The sequence below is a fragment of the Sporosarcina sp. D27 genome (genome assembly GCF_000586555.1).
GTDB lineage: Bacteria > Bacillota > Bacilli > Bacillales_A > Planococcaceae > Sporosarcina.
The window spans coordinates 1-14,356 of sequence record NZ_AZUC01000047.1 but is presented as its reverse complement, the minus strand read 5'-3'; the positions used below and the strand labels follow the sequence as shown (position 1 = coordinate 14,356).

Annotated in this window: 20 protein-coding genes and 1 riboswitch; of the genes, 16 read left to right on the top strand and 4 right to left on the bottom strand. The window is 40.5% G+C overall.

The genetic code is table 11. The annotated features are described in order from the left end of the window. Positions 1-23: 23 nt before the first annotated feature. Both N693_RS19680 and N693_RS0110605 read right to left on the bottom strand, forming a co-directional pair. Positions 24-488, bottom strand: a complete 465-nt coding sequence (locus N693_RS19680) for a hypothetical protein (protein WP_025784756.1) — start codon at positions 486-488, stop codon at positions 24-26. Beyond that, entirely contained in the window at positions 485-844 is a 360-nt protein-coding gene (locus N693_RS0110605) for a hypothetical protein (RefSeq protein WP_025784755.1), read from the bottom strand. Before N693_RS0110605 ends, N693_RS19680 begins: the two co-directional genes overlap by 4 nt. Before the next feature lie 168 nt (positions 845-1,012). On the opposite strand from N693_RS0110605, the gene rpmG reads away from it, so the two are divergent. From rpmG to N693_RS0110585, 4 genes are all read left to right on the top strand, one after another. Further along, a complete protein-coding gene (gene rpmG, locus N693_RS0110600; protein WP_025784754.1) occupies positions 1,013-1,162 on the top strand; it encodes a 50S ribosomal protein L33 in 150 nt (49 codons plus the stop codon). 66 nt (positions 1,163-1,228) lie between these two features. Continuing rightward, positions 1,229-1,798: a 5-formyltetrahydrofolate cyclo-ligase gene (locus N693_RS0110595; RefSeq protein WP_037593142.1), complete on the top strand. Its 570-nt coding sequence runs from the start codon at positions 1,229-1,231 to the stop codon at positions 1,796-1,798. After that, complete coding sequence (locus N693_RS0110590; RefSeq protein WP_253271185.1) at positions 1,780-2,001, top strand: YqgQ family protein; 222 nt, start codon at positions 1,780-1,782, stop codon at positions 1,999-2,001. Before N693_RS0110595 ends, N693_RS0110590 begins: the two co-directional genes overlap by 19 nt. A 101-nt stretch (positions 2,002-2,102) precedes the next feature. Continuing rightward, complete coding sequence (locus tag N693_RS0110585; protein WP_025784751.1) at positions 2,103-4,007, top strand: LTA synthase family protein; 1,905 nt, start codon at positions 2,103-2,105, stop codon at positions 4,005-4,007. A 115-nt stretch (positions 4,008-4,122) separates the two neighbouring features. On the opposite strand, the gene N693_RS0110580 is transcribed toward N693_RS0110585, so the two are convergent. Beyond that, positions 4,123-4,302: a DUF2759 domain-containing protein gene (locus N693_RS0110580; protein WP_025784750.1), complete on the bottom strand. Its 180-nt coding sequence runs from the start codon at positions 4,300-4,302 to the stop codon at positions 4,123-4,125. Between the two features lie 161 nt (positions 4,303-4,463). On the opposite strand from N693_RS0110580, the gene N693_RS0110575 reads away from it, so the two are divergent. Next, positions 4,464-5,099: an MBL fold metallo-hydrolase gene (locus N693_RS0110575; RefSeq protein WP_025784749.1), complete on the top strand. Its 636-nt coding sequence runs from the start codon at positions 4,464-4,466 to the stop codon at positions 5,097-5,099. A 31-nt stretch (positions 5,100-5,130) separates the two neighbouring features. Here the strand turns inward: N693_RS0110575 and N693_RS0110570 are convergent, their stop codons facing one another. After that, positions 5,131-5,373 carry a DUF2626 domain-containing protein gene (locus N693_RS0110570; protein ID WP_025784748.1) on the bottom strand — a complete coding sequence of 81 codons (243 nt, stop codon included), beginning with the start codon at positions 5,371-5,373 and terminating at the stop codon, positions 5,131-5,133. A 263-nt stretch (positions 5,374-5,636) separates the two neighbouring features. Between N693_RS0110570 and comGA the strand changes: the two genes are divergently transcribed. The 11 genes from comGA to gcvPB all read left to right on the top strand — a co-directional run bounded on the left by comGA (position 5,637) and on the right by gcvPB (position 14,214). Then, positions 5,637-6,638 (top strand): competence type IV pilus ATPase ComGA, encoded by a 1,002-nt coding sequence (gene comGA / locus N693_RS0110565; protein ID WP_025784747.1) that lies wholly within the window; start codon positions 5,637-5,639, stop codon positions 6,636-6,638. Beyond that, a complete protein-coding gene (gene comGB, locus N693_RS0110560) occupies positions 6,601-7,686 on the top strand; it encodes a competence type IV pilus assembly protein ComGB (RefSeq protein ID WP_025784746.1) in 1,086 nt (361 codons plus the stop codon). Before comGA ends, comGB begins: the two co-directional genes overlap by 38 nt. A 14-nt stretch (positions 7,687-7,700) precedes the next feature. After that, positions 7,701-8,030 (top strand): competence type IV pilus major pilin ComGC, encoded by a 330-nt coding sequence (gene comGC, locus N693_RS0110555; protein WP_025784745.1) that lies wholly within the window; start codon positions 7,701-7,703, stop codon positions 8,028-8,030. Further along, a complete protein-coding gene (locus N693_RS0110550) occupies positions 8,027-8,464 on the top strand; it encodes a prepilin-type N-terminal cleavage/methylation domain-containing protein (RefSeq protein WP_025784744.1) in 438 nt (145 codons plus the stop codon). Before comGC ends, N693_RS0110550 begins: the two co-directional genes overlap by 4 nt. Next, on the top strand, positions 8,457-8,753 hold the full coding sequence (locus N693_RS0110545; RefSeq protein ID WP_025784743.1) for a hypothetical protein: 297 nt from the start codon (positions 8,457-8,459) through the stop codon (positions 8,751-8,753). Before N693_RS0110550 ends, N693_RS0110545 begins: the two co-directional genes overlap by 8 nt. Beyond that, on the top strand, positions 8,750-9,196 hold the full coding sequence (gene comGF / locus N693_RS19185) for a competence type IV pilus minor pilin ComGF (protein WP_025784742.1): 447 nt from the start codon (positions 8,750-8,752) through the stop codon (positions 9,194-9,196). Before N693_RS0110545 ends, comGF begins: the two co-directional genes overlap by 4 nt. Continuing rightward, positions 9,177-9,353 (top strand): hypothetical protein, encoded by a 177-nt coding sequence (locus tag N693_RS20230; RefSeq protein WP_156028912.1) that lies wholly within the window; start codon positions 9,177-9,179, stop codon positions 9,351-9,353. Before comGF ends, N693_RS20230 begins: the two co-directional genes overlap by 20 nt. A gap of 4 nt (positions 9,354-9,357) precedes the next feature. After that, positions 9,358-9,891, top strand: a complete 534-nt coding sequence (locus tag N693_RS0110530; protein WP_025784741.1) for a shikimate kinase — start codon at positions 9,358-9,360, stop codon at positions 9,889-9,891. 117 nt (positions 9,892-10,008) lie between these two features. Continuing rightward, positions 10,009-10,100: riboswitch (glycine riboswitch) on the top strand. Positions 10,101-10,226: 126 nt separating this feature from the next. Next, positions 10,227-11,342 carry a glycine cleavage system aminomethyltransferase GcvT gene (gene gcvT, locus N693_RS0110525; protein WP_037593140.1) on the top strand — a complete coding sequence of 372 codons (1,116 nt, stop codon included), beginning with the start codon at positions 10,227-10,229 and terminating at the stop codon, positions 11,340-11,342. A 48-nt stretch (positions 11,343-11,390) separates the two neighbouring features. Further along, a complete protein-coding gene (gcvPA, locus tag N693_RS0110520) occupies positions 11,391-12,737 on the top strand; it encodes an aminomethyl-transferring glycine dehydrogenase subunit GcvPA (protein ID WP_025784739.1) in 1,347 nt (448 codons plus the stop codon). Further along, positions 12,730-14,214 carry an aminomethyl-transferring glycine dehydrogenase subunit GcvPB gene (gcvPB, locus tag N693_RS0110515; protein WP_025784738.1) on the top strand — a complete coding sequence of 495 codons (1,485 nt, stop codon included), beginning with the start codon at positions 12,730-12,732 and terminating at the stop codon, positions 14,212-14,214. Before gcvPA ends, gcvPB begins: the two co-directional genes overlap by 8 nt. Positions 14,215-14,356: the final 142 nt, after the last annotated feature.

Sequence of the window (14,356 nt, the reverse complement as noted above, 5' to 3'; positions counted from 1 at the left end):
GTGATACTAAGCTTGTCTTTTTATTATTGCTTTACAGTTGTAAGTTCTTTGGCAAGTTCTGCAAAATCCATAGATGAATCCACTTCGTGCTGCCCAATTTGCATCTTTCCGGATAAACCATTCTTTGTTAGATACCCTTCAAATTCTGATGCGCTTTTGATGATTCCCGATTTTTCAAGTGAATCAGAAGCATCTTTAGAAGTATCACCGGATGATAGGGTGAGAATCATCTTGATACCAGATTCCTTATTCCCAGATTCGTCGGACTTTTGAGTTGATACTGTAGTTTCTTTATCAGCTTTGGTTCCTTTTTGAGCATCCGCTAAAGCAGCTTTAACAGTCGCTAATTCTCGATTGAGCTCTGCAATTGCCTTGTCCTGATTCACATACTCTTTGTCTTCTGAAGAAATATCCCCGTTAGTGAAAAATAAAACAGCGCCTGCAGTTAAACATCCGACGCCTATAAGTTGGAGGAGTTGTCGAATCATACGCGCACACCTTTCGAGCGAAGGACTGAGAGTACCTGTTCAGAAGGGAGGGAAGAGCGTTTGGATATATCCTCAATAGAGTATCCTTGACCGTGAAGCGCAATAATCTGGCTTACGATAATCGTATGTACCGGTTTTGGCATTTCGGTAGATCGGGATGAATGAGTGAGGGGGGCAGGCTCTACCATTAGCTCCTCTTCTAGTGCTTTCAACCTTTTTTTCAAGTGGCTAGTTTCTTGGTGTAAACTGATTGAAATATTTTCGATTTCGTCGGTATTCGATTGTTTTGATCCAAAAAAGATGGAGACGAATAAAGCGATTATCCCGACAATCATAAGGGTGATAGGCAGTGACACATTAGCGCCCTCCTTGGTTAGTTAGTTTACTTAATGGTACCATATCAAAAACCAATTAGGAATTTTGATTTCTTGCTAGACAATCATTGGATTTATGATACAATAGAACAGTCGTATAAATCATGCTCATAAATACTCTACTATCGCTGATGAGTGGGAGGGACAACAATGCGCGTAAATATTACACTTGCTTGCACAGAATGTGGTGAGCGTAACTATATCACAAAGAAAAACAAGCGTAACAATCCAGAACGTCTTGAAATGAAAAAATATTGCTCACGTGAAATGAAGCAAACGCTTCACCGTGAAACGAAATAATTGCTCATGCCAAAACCTATCACGGTTTTGGTTTTTTCTTTCAAAAAGAAGGGAAGAGAGTATATAATGAAAACTATAATCAGGAAAAATTGTTTATTGAAATTGAAAAATATGTCTGCGGATGAATATAAAAGAAAGTCAGATTGTATACGTTTGCGCTTCCTTGAAACCGCAGAATTTATAAAAGCTGAAACGGTAGCTATTACTATGTCACGTTCGACTGAAGTTCAAACACGTACAATTATTGAAGCTTGTTGGAAATTAGGTAAAAATGTTGTAGTTCCGAAATGTAATCCGGAACAAAAAACAATGGATTTTAAAAAAATTACTTCCTTTCAACAACTAGAGACAGTTTACTTGGATTTACAAGAACCTAATCCATTCATAACAGAATCTGTGAATAAGTTTGAAATCGATTTACTGATTGTTCCCGGAGTTGTGTTCACAAAAGAGGGGTACCGCATAGGCTATGGAGGCGGTTATTATGATCGTTATCTTTCAACCTACACCGGAGAAACTGTAGCCTTAGCTTTTGAACTTCAGCTTGTCGACCAATTACCGATTGAAAGTCATGATATACCAGTGAAGAAAATAATCACAGAAGAGCGTGAAATTCAATGCAACAAACAGGATTGAAAGAATTTTGGGACGTCATAAGACTTATGAAGCGTTTTGGTGCATATATCTATACGGGTGATAGAAGAGCAGATATATTATTAATGCAGTCAGAATTGAAAGATTTGTATGATGACAATCTTATCATGAAAGAGGACTATATCAGTGCATCATTACTCATACGAAATGAGTTGTCTAAATGTGTGGAAACTCCTGAAAAGTAACCACATCATTCCAATGAATTTTGTTAAAGTGAAACTTTTGTGTGTCCTAAAACGTTAAAATAAGGAGATACATGTTTACGATTTAGAAAGGACGAGATGGAATGAGTAGAATTAACTGGCCGAAACACTCTGTGCTAGTGATTGCAGTTCTTGCAACCTGGCTAACAACCTACTTCGGTTATTTGACAAGTTTTAATATGAGTATAGACAACATGGTTCAACAATTCATTCTCTTTATAAACCCGCTTAGTTTTTTATTGTTAGTTTATGGAGTAGCACTATTCATCAAAACAACGAAACGCCGTAATATTTATATAATTACTGTCAGTGCGTTAACATCGATTGTAATGTTTGCAAACGCAGTGTTTTATCGTTTCTTCAGTGATTTCATAACGATTCCAACGCTTTTCCAAACAAATAACTTCGGAGACTTGTCTTCATCGGTTATGGCAAACATTCACGGAACTGATATTTTCTTTTTCACGGATGTAATTATTGTGGCACTTGCTGTGAAATTTATTCCTCAGCCGACTGAGACTGTAAATCAATTCAAAATGAGTCGTCGGTTATATTTCATCGCAACAGCAGCTTTGTTCATGGTGAACTTAGGTCTTGCTGAAGCAGAGCGTCCTCAATTATTGACACGAAGTTTTGACCGCGAACTACTTGTGAAAAACATTGGTACGTACAACTATCACATTTATGACTTGATCATCCAGTCGAAGTCGCATGCACAGCGTGTCCTGGCTGATGGCAGTGAGCTTTCTGAAGTTGAAAACTATGTACATGCGAACCACAAAGAACCAAGTGTAGAAATGTTCGAAGATGCAAAAGGTCGTAATATTATTACAATCTCTCTTGAATCCCTACAAAGTTTTGTTATTAACGAAGAAATGGATGGTCATGAGATTACACCATTCCTTAACGAATTGACAAAGGATAAAGATACTTTCTACTTCGATAACTTCTACCACCAAACAGGATTAGGTAAAACATCGGATGCAGAATTCATTGTAGAAAACTCGATATATCCGAGAAATGGTAGTGCCGTGTTCTTTACACACAGTGGTAATACATTCGATTCTATGTCAGAAAAACTAGCTGACAATGGTTACTTTACTAACGTTATGCACGCGAATAACCGGAGCTTCTGGAACCGTGACATCATGTACAAAGCACTTGGTATAGAAAAGTTCTATGATGTGGAAAGCTACGATATTGGTGAAGGTCAAGCTGTAAACTGGGGAATGAAAGATATTCCATACTTTGAACAGTCTGTACAGATGATGAAAGAGATGCCACAGCCATTTTCTACTCGGATGCTGACTTTAACCAATCACCATCCTTTCGATTTGGATGATGAGGATATGCTAATTCCTCCATACACATCAAATTCGAAAACATTAAACAAATACTTCCAAACTTCTCGCTACTTGGATGAATCAATCAAAGTATTTTTCGAAGAACTTAAAGCAAATGGTCTATACGATAATTCTATTATTGTGATGTATGGTGATCACTACGGTATTTCTGAGAACCATAATAAAGCAATGGGAATGTATTTGAATAAAGAGATTACGCCGTATGATAATGCTGAACTTCAAAAAGTTCCATTCTTCATTCACATTCCTGGCAATGGTAAAGGGAAAGTGATGCATGAACTTGCAGGTCAAATGGACATTCGTCCAACAGTACTAAATTTGGCCGGAATTGATACGAAAGATGATTTACAGTTCGGTTCTGACTTGTTCTCGAAAGAACATGAGGACTTTGTAATATTTAGAGACGGCAGATTTATAACTGACAAATACGTTTATGCACATGAGGTTTGTTATGATGCTGAAACGGGTGAACCGACAGATAGAGAGCTATGTGCGCCTTATGTAGAGCGAGCAAGCAAAGAGCTTGAGTACTCAGATACCATCATTAACGGTGACTTGCTAAGATTTAAAGATGGGCAAGGTAATCATTCAGAACAGCAGACAGAAATAAAAGGTGAAGAATAAAAAATAACCCGATTGCGAGCTATACCGCGCAATCGGGTTTTGTGTGTTGTCTAATATGGAGATAAAAAAAGAAAACATCTTTTGCAATTAAGCAAAAGATGTTTTTCGATTGACATTAATGTAGGGATGGTGGATAGCCTTGGAAAACAATTGTAGCAATTGTAAAGCCACCAAAAATTACGGCTGCCAATAGGTTAAATACAATACTGAGCAAATTACGCTCTTTGAATCCTTGCACGGTACCAACTACAGCTAAAATTGCAATAAGACCAAAAATAACCATTAAAAGATTCATGAATGATGACACTCCTTTCAAAAAAGAACAGATGAATGCCTAGTTAGCAATACTCACCTTCTATTGTACTGTTTCGGTGATAGTTTGTCGAGTTGTAAACGTGACGATTGTTTGAAATTTTTGCAAGGATTCCGTACTATAAAGTAGAGGAGGCGATTCTTATGAAAATTAAAACCTTACCGCTCGGTCCTATACAAGCGAATTGTTATCTGATTAGTAATCCCGACGGTAATTGCCTAATAATCGATCCAGGAGAAGAGCCAGAGAAAATTATTGAAGCAATCGAAGCTGCAAATATGAAGCCGATAGGGATTTTACTGACACATGCTCACTTCGATCATATTGGAGCACTTGAGCCGATACGTAAGCAATACGACATTCCGGTATACATCCATAAAGATGAAAATTTATGGTTGCGCAATCCAGAGTTAAATGGATCTGCGAAATATCCAATGTTAACACCTGTTGTATGTCAACTGGCAGATCATATTATTGAACGTGAGGGCTCAATGCAACTTGGTCCCTTTGAATTCGAAGTACGTCATACTCCAGGCCACTCACCAGGAAGCGTAAGTTACGTCTTCCATGATAATCGGTTCGTTATTGTCGGAGACACGTTGTTCCGCCAAGGAGTTGGTCGTACAGACCTTCCTGGAGGGAACACACATCAATTGCTGACAGCGATTGAGCAGAAGTTATTAACTTTAGATGAAGATTATAAAGTCTACCCGGGTCATGGGCCCAAAACAACTCCTAAAGACGAGATGGACTCAAATCCATTTCTAAATGGATTTTAAAAAAACAGCCGAATTTCGGCTGTTTTTACTTTTAGTGTCCTGCTCCTGGTACGTGAATGAATGTTGCATAGTACGTGAACCCAACTGTAAATAACATTAAGTACGCGCCAAACATATACAAGTACATTCTTTCCGTAAGTTTCATGTAGCCGAGCAGCATGAAGAAAATAGTACTTGCGACAAATAAAAGTGCGACTTGGTCCATGTGACCAACAAAAAACATAACTGCGAAAATCCCTGTCCAGAAACCACACAGCTTGAACATATTATCCATAAGTGCGTCCCTCCTTACAACAATACAATAAACTCCTCTCTATTATATAGGATAGTGTTGTCAAAAGTAAACTCAAAGTAAAGGGCACGATGTGACAGATCCGTGATTTTAAAATAATTTAAATTAAATGAAAATTGAATCGACATACGACTATGGGTATCCAAAATGTTACTTTCGCTCAAACTATTCCTTTTTGTCATAAGGGGCATTATACTATGGGCAAGACATAAAGCGGTCTTATGTTTATAGAGAGAGGGGTGTACATGGAAACTCAAGAAAATGTGATCGAACAAAAATGCTTTCAACTATTGCAAAAAGCAATTGATGTGGATGCAACAGATATTCACCTTGTGCCAACTGAAGATGGTTATGGCTTGTTCCACAAAAAAAGTACAAAGCTGGAACGGATCGGTAAACTCCCCCCACAGTTAGCGACCCGTATGATTTCTTTTTACAAATTTCTATCTTCCCTCGATATTAGTGACCGCCGAAAACCTCAAAGCGGTTCTTTCCACAAACAATTCAACAAAAGTAACTACTCATTTCGTATTTCAACAATTCCATCCATACATTTAAATGAAAGTGCAGTTATACGAATTCAACAACATGACCGGATTGTATCACTTGATCAATTATGTATCGAACCATCATGGGCTGAAATGCTGAAAAACTCTATTACTCAGCAACAAGGGCTTTTCATGATCACAGGTCCAACTGGCTCCGGCAAGACCACGACAATCTATTCGTTAACTGCACACTGTGTTAATGAGTTAGAGCGTCACGTAATTACGTTAGAAGATCCAGTTGAAAATCCTCATAATCATTTACTACAAATTCAAGTGAATGAACGAGCGGGTATGTCTTATGCAGCTGGACTTAAAGCGATTCTACGTCATTCGCCGGATGTTATTATGATCGGTGAAATTCGCGATGCTGAAACAGCGAAAATTGCTGTGCAAGCATCTTTAACTGGTCACTTAGTTTTAACTACCGTCCACGCAAAAGATCCTTTAGGCTGCTTTTACAGGATGATGGATTTCGGTATTTCAGCAGAGGAGCTACGGCAGACGGCTGTTTGCATATCAGCTCAGCGTCTCATTCGTAAATCTGATGGCGAACTGGCTGCTGTTTTTGAGATTTATCAAGATGAAGAATTAGAGTATCTTAAAGACTCACTTAGTAAGAAAGAACCGATTTATCTCTCTGAAGAAGGGAGCGTAGAGGCAGTTGCGAGAAAATACAGTAGCTCCAGCTATTCACCATAAGCGTTGGTTTTCACTCAAAAGGGACTCGTTATTCGTTGTAAAAAACAAGTCGATGTTTCTTTTGCGTGCTTCTGAATTACTGCAGGAAGGCTATACCATTCATGAATGTTTTTCGTTATTGCTTCCTCATCACAGTTTAAATAGTTTGAGCTTGATACAAGAAATCGATGACATTTTTAGAGGAGGAGCCAACGTTTCAGAAGTACTCAGAGTTCTCGGATTTCCAGACAGGATATTATTGTCCGTGGAGTTGTCCGAGACTGATGGAAGGTTAGCAGAAGCCTTGAATGGTGCGTCCCTTCGTCTAGAAGCAGCACAACTAAGAAAACAGAAATTCATTCAAGCAGCGACTTACCCAGTTGTACTCATGTTTGCGATGGCGTTATTGCTAATTGCATTCAAGATTTATTTTTTACCGAACTTCGAGACGCTAGCAACTTCGCGATCGGTGACAACACAAGGTATTGAAAAGTACTTACCCCGTGTTGTAGCGAAGGCACCTGATATGTTATTAGGAGGAATCGCAGTTGGTGGGGCTTTGTTAGTATTTACTAGAGTCTATTTGAAACGATTAAGTCCAGCAGCAAAAATCAAAAGAGTAGTAGCGCTTCCGTTAGTTGGTGAAATGTATAGAAGCATTTTGACGCGATTATTTGCTTCTGAAACCGGAAACTTACTCGCAGCGGGTAATTCAATTCAAGAAGCTATGACTATTTTAACGAAACAAAAAACGGATCCTATTCTAGCGCAAGTTGCACAATCAATTCATGAAGAAGCAGGAAAAGGACAACCATTTCATATCGCGATAAATCTTACAGATGGACTTACGCGAGACTTATCGTTCTTTGCAAAACACGGATCTGACAGTGGCCATTTAGCTAAGGAATTGTTGCTCTATAGTGAGCAGTTAGGGAGCACAATCGATCGAAAGGTGAATCGGATGATGGCCATGTTGCAACCAGTTTTGTTTGTCGCTCTAGCCGTTTGTATAATCGCAGCTTATTTAGCACTTTTATTGCCCGTGTACGGAATGATAAAAAACATGTAAAAGGAGCAAATTCAATGAAATTTCTACGCAATGAGAAAGCATTCACTTTAATAGAAATGATGATTGTACTATTAATTATTTCTGTGCTGATTTTAGTTGCGATTCCTAACGTAACAAAGCACTCGAAATCCATTGACACAAAGGGATGTGATGCCTACTTGAAAATGGTGGAAGGGCAAGTGCAGGCTTACAAAATGGATACGAAACAAATTCCTACTAGTCTTGATGATTTAACTGCTAAAGACTATTTACCTGCAGAGGCGAAATGTCCGGATGGTACCGAGCTAACAATAAATGCTGAGGGAAAAGTGATTAATCCTAAATCAGCTTCTGGAACTGAATGAACAACTCGGTTGAACAAGGTATGACGTTTTTGGAGTTGCTCCTGGTACTCACAATCTTAGGGGTACTAACTGCAATTATTATGCCGGTTAGCAGTGGCTGGACAACCGTGCAGTCGGAACGGGACGGGCTAGAAGCATTTAAGGCGACGATTCAAAAGATGCAGGCATATTCAATTGCGCATCAAACGACTACGTGGCTTAGTTTCACGAATGATGGGAAAACGTATTCGGTGACGTACTCTGATACTAATGTGATGACAATAACCAACTTTCCACCAACCTTAAAATTTGACAACACGAGTACATTACGGAATATCAGTTTTCAGAAAAACGGAAATATGTATAAAACAGGGACCATGACTTTTGAAACTTCAAGCGGATTGAAAAAGATTAAATTTCAGTTCCAAAGGGGGAGGATGCTACTCTATGAATGAATCGGGTTATTCCTGGCCGGAAGCCATTTTAACTTTAACTATTATGATGGTCATTTTTAGTACGTTACTGCCTTTATCGTTTAGGATGCTATCAGGATTAGAAAACAAAAAACATGAGATGAGAGCAAAAGAAACGATGTATCAAGGGGCTTTGCTCTATACGACTTATGGAATTAGCGAAGGAGTTCGAACTGAAGACGGTACCGAATATGAATGGACAGTAGTAAATGATCGGTTGTGCGTTAATTATCCAACAGCCAACAATACAGAAATGATTTGTATACCTTGAAGGGAGACCGGTATGAGTCAGGATATACGTTGCTTGAAAGTTTGTTTCAACTGCTCATTGCGGCCGCGTTCCTACACCTCATCATTCTGTTCCTGCTCTTTAAAGAATCCACACATAACCAGTTAACGGATAGTCAAACTACTGAATGGGAGCTGTTTATGGTGGATTTGCAAACAGATCTCTCGGCAGTGAAAACGATTGGCGTCAACACTGATGGAACGGTTTTAACCGCCTTTATGATGGATACATCTGCTAATACCGAGTATAGCAACGTAGGTGGTGTCATACGAAGGAGAGTTGGAAGTCAGGGTCATGTTCCATTGCTAACAAATGTACAAAAAGTAAATTTCGTTGATGAAGGTCCATTACTCGTAGTCTCTGTAACGCTTCAAGATGGTACCAAACGCCAAAGGAGGGTTGCGGTTGGTCTTAGTGAAAGATGAACATGGGGTCGTCCTTTTAATGGCACTTGCATTATTATTTTTCGTCTCCCTCTTTCTTTTTACATTCGTTTCGTGGCATGATAGTTTATATGGAACGTATGATTCGCTGGGAACGGTTTATGAGAAGGCAGCGATAACAAAAATGCAGGGCGGATGATTTTATGAACAAAGTATACCTAGTTGGATTCATGGGGTGTGGAAAAAGTGCAATCGGAAAGCGATTGAGTTTTTTCACAAAGCTCCCCTTTTATGACATGGATCATGAAATCGTACAGAAAACAGGTATGACGATCCCACAAATTTTTGAAACCTTTGGGGAAGAACGATTTCGTGAGATGGAAACGGAATTTCTTCAAACCTTTCGAGACGAAAAGTGTATCATCGCAACGGGTGGTGGTGTTGCTATGCGTAAAGAAAATCGAAAGCTCATGCGTGCAACTGGACTGGTGTTTTTCCTTGACGCCCCTTTTCGAGATATCTGGCGAAGGATTGCAACGGATAAAAACAGGCCAATTGTTCAGCGCTCATCCCGTGCAGAAATCGAGCAACTTTACCACAAACGCTACGATGCGTATAAACAATCTGCACATTTCATAGTTCAGACAAGGCAGCGATCTCTTAGTAAAGTCACAGAGTACATCGCATTCCAAATGGAACGTTTATCTAGTGAGACAGATTCAATTGAAATCCCTTAAGATCCATTAAGCGGCTCTCAAAAGTAATTGCACTTCAATCGGCAAACTGGTAAGATAGGGTCGAAAGATATTAGTTTTCGGAATCTTAAACTATCTTGCAACAATTGAATAGTGCGGATGAATGCATGGGGAGAGAGCGCACAAAGCGCCGCCGAAGGAGCAAGTGACAACGTCATGAATCTCTCAGGCAAAAAGACTCATGTTGGACGCATCTCTGAACAGTGTTGGTCAATTGTGGCCGACCTCTGAAGTTAGCTTCCGCAGTATGGAGCGTTCAGAAGGATGGACAGGGGCTCTCTTTTAAAAAAGGGGGTCTCTTTCTTTTTTTTAGATGAATGGGGGAGATTGTGTTGTCAGGAACTTTAAAACGAACACCGCTTTTTGATAGTTATGTGCGGTATAATGGAAAAACTATCGATTTTGGTGGTTGGGAACTACCAGTCCAGTTTTCTAGCATAAAAGCAGAACATGAAGCTGTACGAACAAACGCTGGACTCTTCGATGTATCCCACATGGGTGAAGTTCTCGTGAGTGGAGAAGGCGCATTACCTTTCTTGCAAAAGCTTGTGACGAATGATGTTGCAAAATTAGTAGACGGGCAAGCGCAGTATACTGCTATGTGTTATGAAGATGGCGGCACAATCGATGATTTGTTAATCTATAAACGGGGAGAAAACGACTATCTTTTAGTTGTAAATGCATCCAATATTGAAAAAGATGTTAGCTGGATGAAAGAACAGGCTAATGAAGACGTGCAAATTGACAATCAGTCGGAGAACTGGGCGTTACTTGCATTGCAAGGACCTAAAGCAGAAACCATTCTACAACGCCTTACAGATGAACCACTGGCAGAAATTCGTTTCTTCCGTTTTAAAGACAATGTGGATATTGCTGGTGAAAAAACGTTGTTATCGCGTACCGGATACACTGGAGAAAATGGTTTTGAAATCTACTGTTCTCCTGAAGCGGCAATTATTCTCTGGGATCGAATATTGACCGAAGGGAAAGAAGATGGATTAGTTCCAGCAGGTCTCGGTGCAAGGGACACACTTCGTTTTGAAGCGGGTTTACCATTGTACGGACAAGAATTGTCGAAAGAAATATCACCACTGGAAGCTGGACTTGGTTTTGTTGTGAAATTGAAAAAGGAAGAGGACTTCCTCGGTAAATCAGTTTTGTCTGCACAAAAGCAAGATGGCGTTCCGCGCAAACTTGTCGGAATTGAAATGATAGACAAAGGAATTCCGCGTACCGGATATCCCGTTTATCACAATGACGAATTGGTCGGTGAAGTAACGACTGGAACACAATCTCCTACATTGAAAAAAAATATAGGCTTTGCGCTAGTGAACCAAGATGTATCTGAACTTGGACAAGAACTTGAAGTGGAAGTCAGAAATAAAAAGCTGAAAGCTCTAATTATAGAAACACCATTTTATAAGCGCTCATGAAGTGAAACGGATACTATTTCCGTACAAAGGGAAAGAGGGGAACTATTTATGATGCATCGTTATATGCCAATGACTGAAGCCGATCGTGAAGAAATGTTGAATGTTATCGGAATTTCTTCCGTCGACGAACTGTTCGCAGACATACCTGAAAGTGTTCGTTTCACTAGGGATTTAGCCATTAAGGAAGCAAAATCCGAATCTGCATTACTTAAAGAGCTTTCTAGATTAGCAGCGAAAAATGCGGATTCCAAACAGTATGCATCCTTCCTTGGAGCAGGCGTTTATGATCACTACAAGCCAATCATTGTCGACCATGTTATTTCTAGATCTGAATTTTACACAGCATATACGCCGTATCAACCGGAAATTTCTCAAGGGGAACTTCAAGCGATTTTTGAATTCCAGACGATGATTTGTGAGTTAACGGGTATGGATCTTGCAAATTCCTCTATGTATGATGGCGGTACTGCGCTTGCTGAAGCCGGAACCCTTGCTGCAGGACATACGAAAAGAAAGAAACTACTCGTTTCTGCAGCCGTTCATCCGGAATCCCGAGATGTAGTTCGCTCATACGCGGATGGTCAGCAGATTGAAGTAATCACAATTCCGCAAAAAGATGGCGTGACAGATGTCGAAGAATTAAAGAAATTGTTGGCTGATGATACGGCTGCTGTTCTGGTGCAATATCCAAACTTCTTCGGTCAAGTTGAAGAATTACAGGCGATCGGTGAGTTAGCGCACGACAATGGTGCTTTGTTTGTCGTATCATCCAATCCATTGGCACTTGGTATTTTAACACCTCCAGGCGAACTCGGGGCAGACATCACAGTTGGGGATGCACAACCCTTCGGTATCCCTGAGCAGTTCGGTGGGCCGCATTGCGGCTATTTCGCAGTAACTAAGAAACTTATGCGTAAAGTTCCAGGACGTCTTGTCGGCGAAACGACAGATGATCAAGGTCGACGGGGCTATGTACTTACATTGCAAGCACGTGAACAGCATATTCGCCGCGATAAAGCCACTTCCAATATTTGTTCAAACCAAGCGTTGAACGCACTTGCAGCTTCTGTCGCGATGACAGCTCTAGGTAAAACTGGTGCACGTGAAATTGCCTACCAAAACTATGCAAAAACTCATTATGCTAAGCAAGCATTTGAAAAAGCTGGTTTTACAGTTCTTGGAGGGAATTCACACTTTAACGAAATCGTAGTAGATTGCAAGCGTTCAGTGAAAGAGTTGAACAAACAATTGCTAGAGCAAGGTATTATCGGCGGATATGATCTCAGTTTGACATATGAAGGAATGGGAAATCACGCATTATTTGCAGTGACTGAGCAACGGACGAAAGAAGAGATTGATGCACTTGTGCAGGAAATGGAGGCCGTCCATGCATAACGAAAACCAACCACTCATTTTTGAAGTCTCAAAACCAGGACGTATTGGATACAGCCTAACTGATTTGGATGTTCCTCAAGTAGATTTGTCAGCGCTCCTGCCCGATTCGTTAGTTCGTAAAGAAGATGCTGCACTTCCAGAAGTTTCTGAGTTGGATATCATGCGTCACTATACCGCTTTATCGAACCGAAATCATGGAGTTGACACAGGGTTTTATCCGCTGGGATCATGTACGATGAAATACAATCCGAAAATAAACGAAGCGGTTGCTCGAATTCCAGGTTTTGCGAACATTCATCCATTGCAAGATGAGTCAACTGTACAAGGTGCAATGGAAATTGCCTACGATTTGCAAGAACATCTATGTGAAATTACAGGTATGGATGAAGTTACACTTCAACCAGCAGCTGGAGCACATGGTGAGTGGACTGCATTGATGATGATTCGTGCATTCCATGAAGCAAATGGAGATACAGGGCGTACTAAAGTGCTCGTTCCAGACTCTGCACACGGAACGAATCCAGCATCTGCAACGGTTGCAGGATTTGATACGGTTACCGTTAACTCTGATGAAAACGGTCTTGTGGATATCGAAGACTTAAAGGCGAAGGTTGGAGACGATACTGCGGCTCTAATGTTAACAAATCCGAATACTCTTGGTCTTTTTGAAGAACACATTATGGAAATGGCCAAAATCGTCCACGGCGCAGGTGGGAAGTTATATTACGATGGCGCCAACTTGAATGCAGTCATGTCAAAGGCTCGACCTGGTGATATGGGCTTTGATGCAGTTCACTTAAACTTGCATAAAACGTTCACAGGGCCACACGGCGGTGGCGGTCCAGGTTCTGGTCCAGTTGGTGTGAAGAAAGATCTAGTTGCTTTCTTGCCAAAACCTGTATTAGAAAAGAACGATGGTGTCTACACATTCAACTACGACGTTCCACAATCCATTGGTCGTGTAAAGCCGTTTTACGGGAACTTCGGAATATACTTGCGTGCTTATACGTACATCCGCTCGATGGGACCAGATGGTTTGAAAGCAGTCACGGAGAATGCAGTTCTGAATGCGAACTATATGATGCGTCGTTTGGAGCCATTTTTCGATCTTCCATATACACAGCACTGTAAGCATGAGTTTGTTTTATCAGGGCGTCGTCAGAAAAAACTTGGTGTTCGGACGCTCGATATGGCGAAGCGACTGCTCGATTTTGGATTCCATCCACCAACAGTCTACTTCCCACTCAATGTCGAAGAAGGCATGATGATCGAGCCAACTGAAACAGAGTCTAAAGAGACGCTCGATTCCTTTATCGATGCGATGATTCAAATCGCAAAAGAAGTGGAAGAAAACCCTGGAATCGTTCAAGAAGCACCTCATACAACAGTCATTAATCGTTTGGATGAAACGAAAGCTGCGCGTAAGCCAGTACTTCGTTACACTCCTGCAACGGAAGAAGAATTAGTGAAAGCATAAAAAAAGGACCGAAGCGAAAGCTTCGGTCTTCAGGCTGTAGACAAACTCCAGAAATCACGGGGTTTGTCTACAGTCTTTTTCTTTTACAATAGTATTGACTAGGAAAAGTTGATTTCCGCTCCGAGCGGACGCTTTCCGAGGG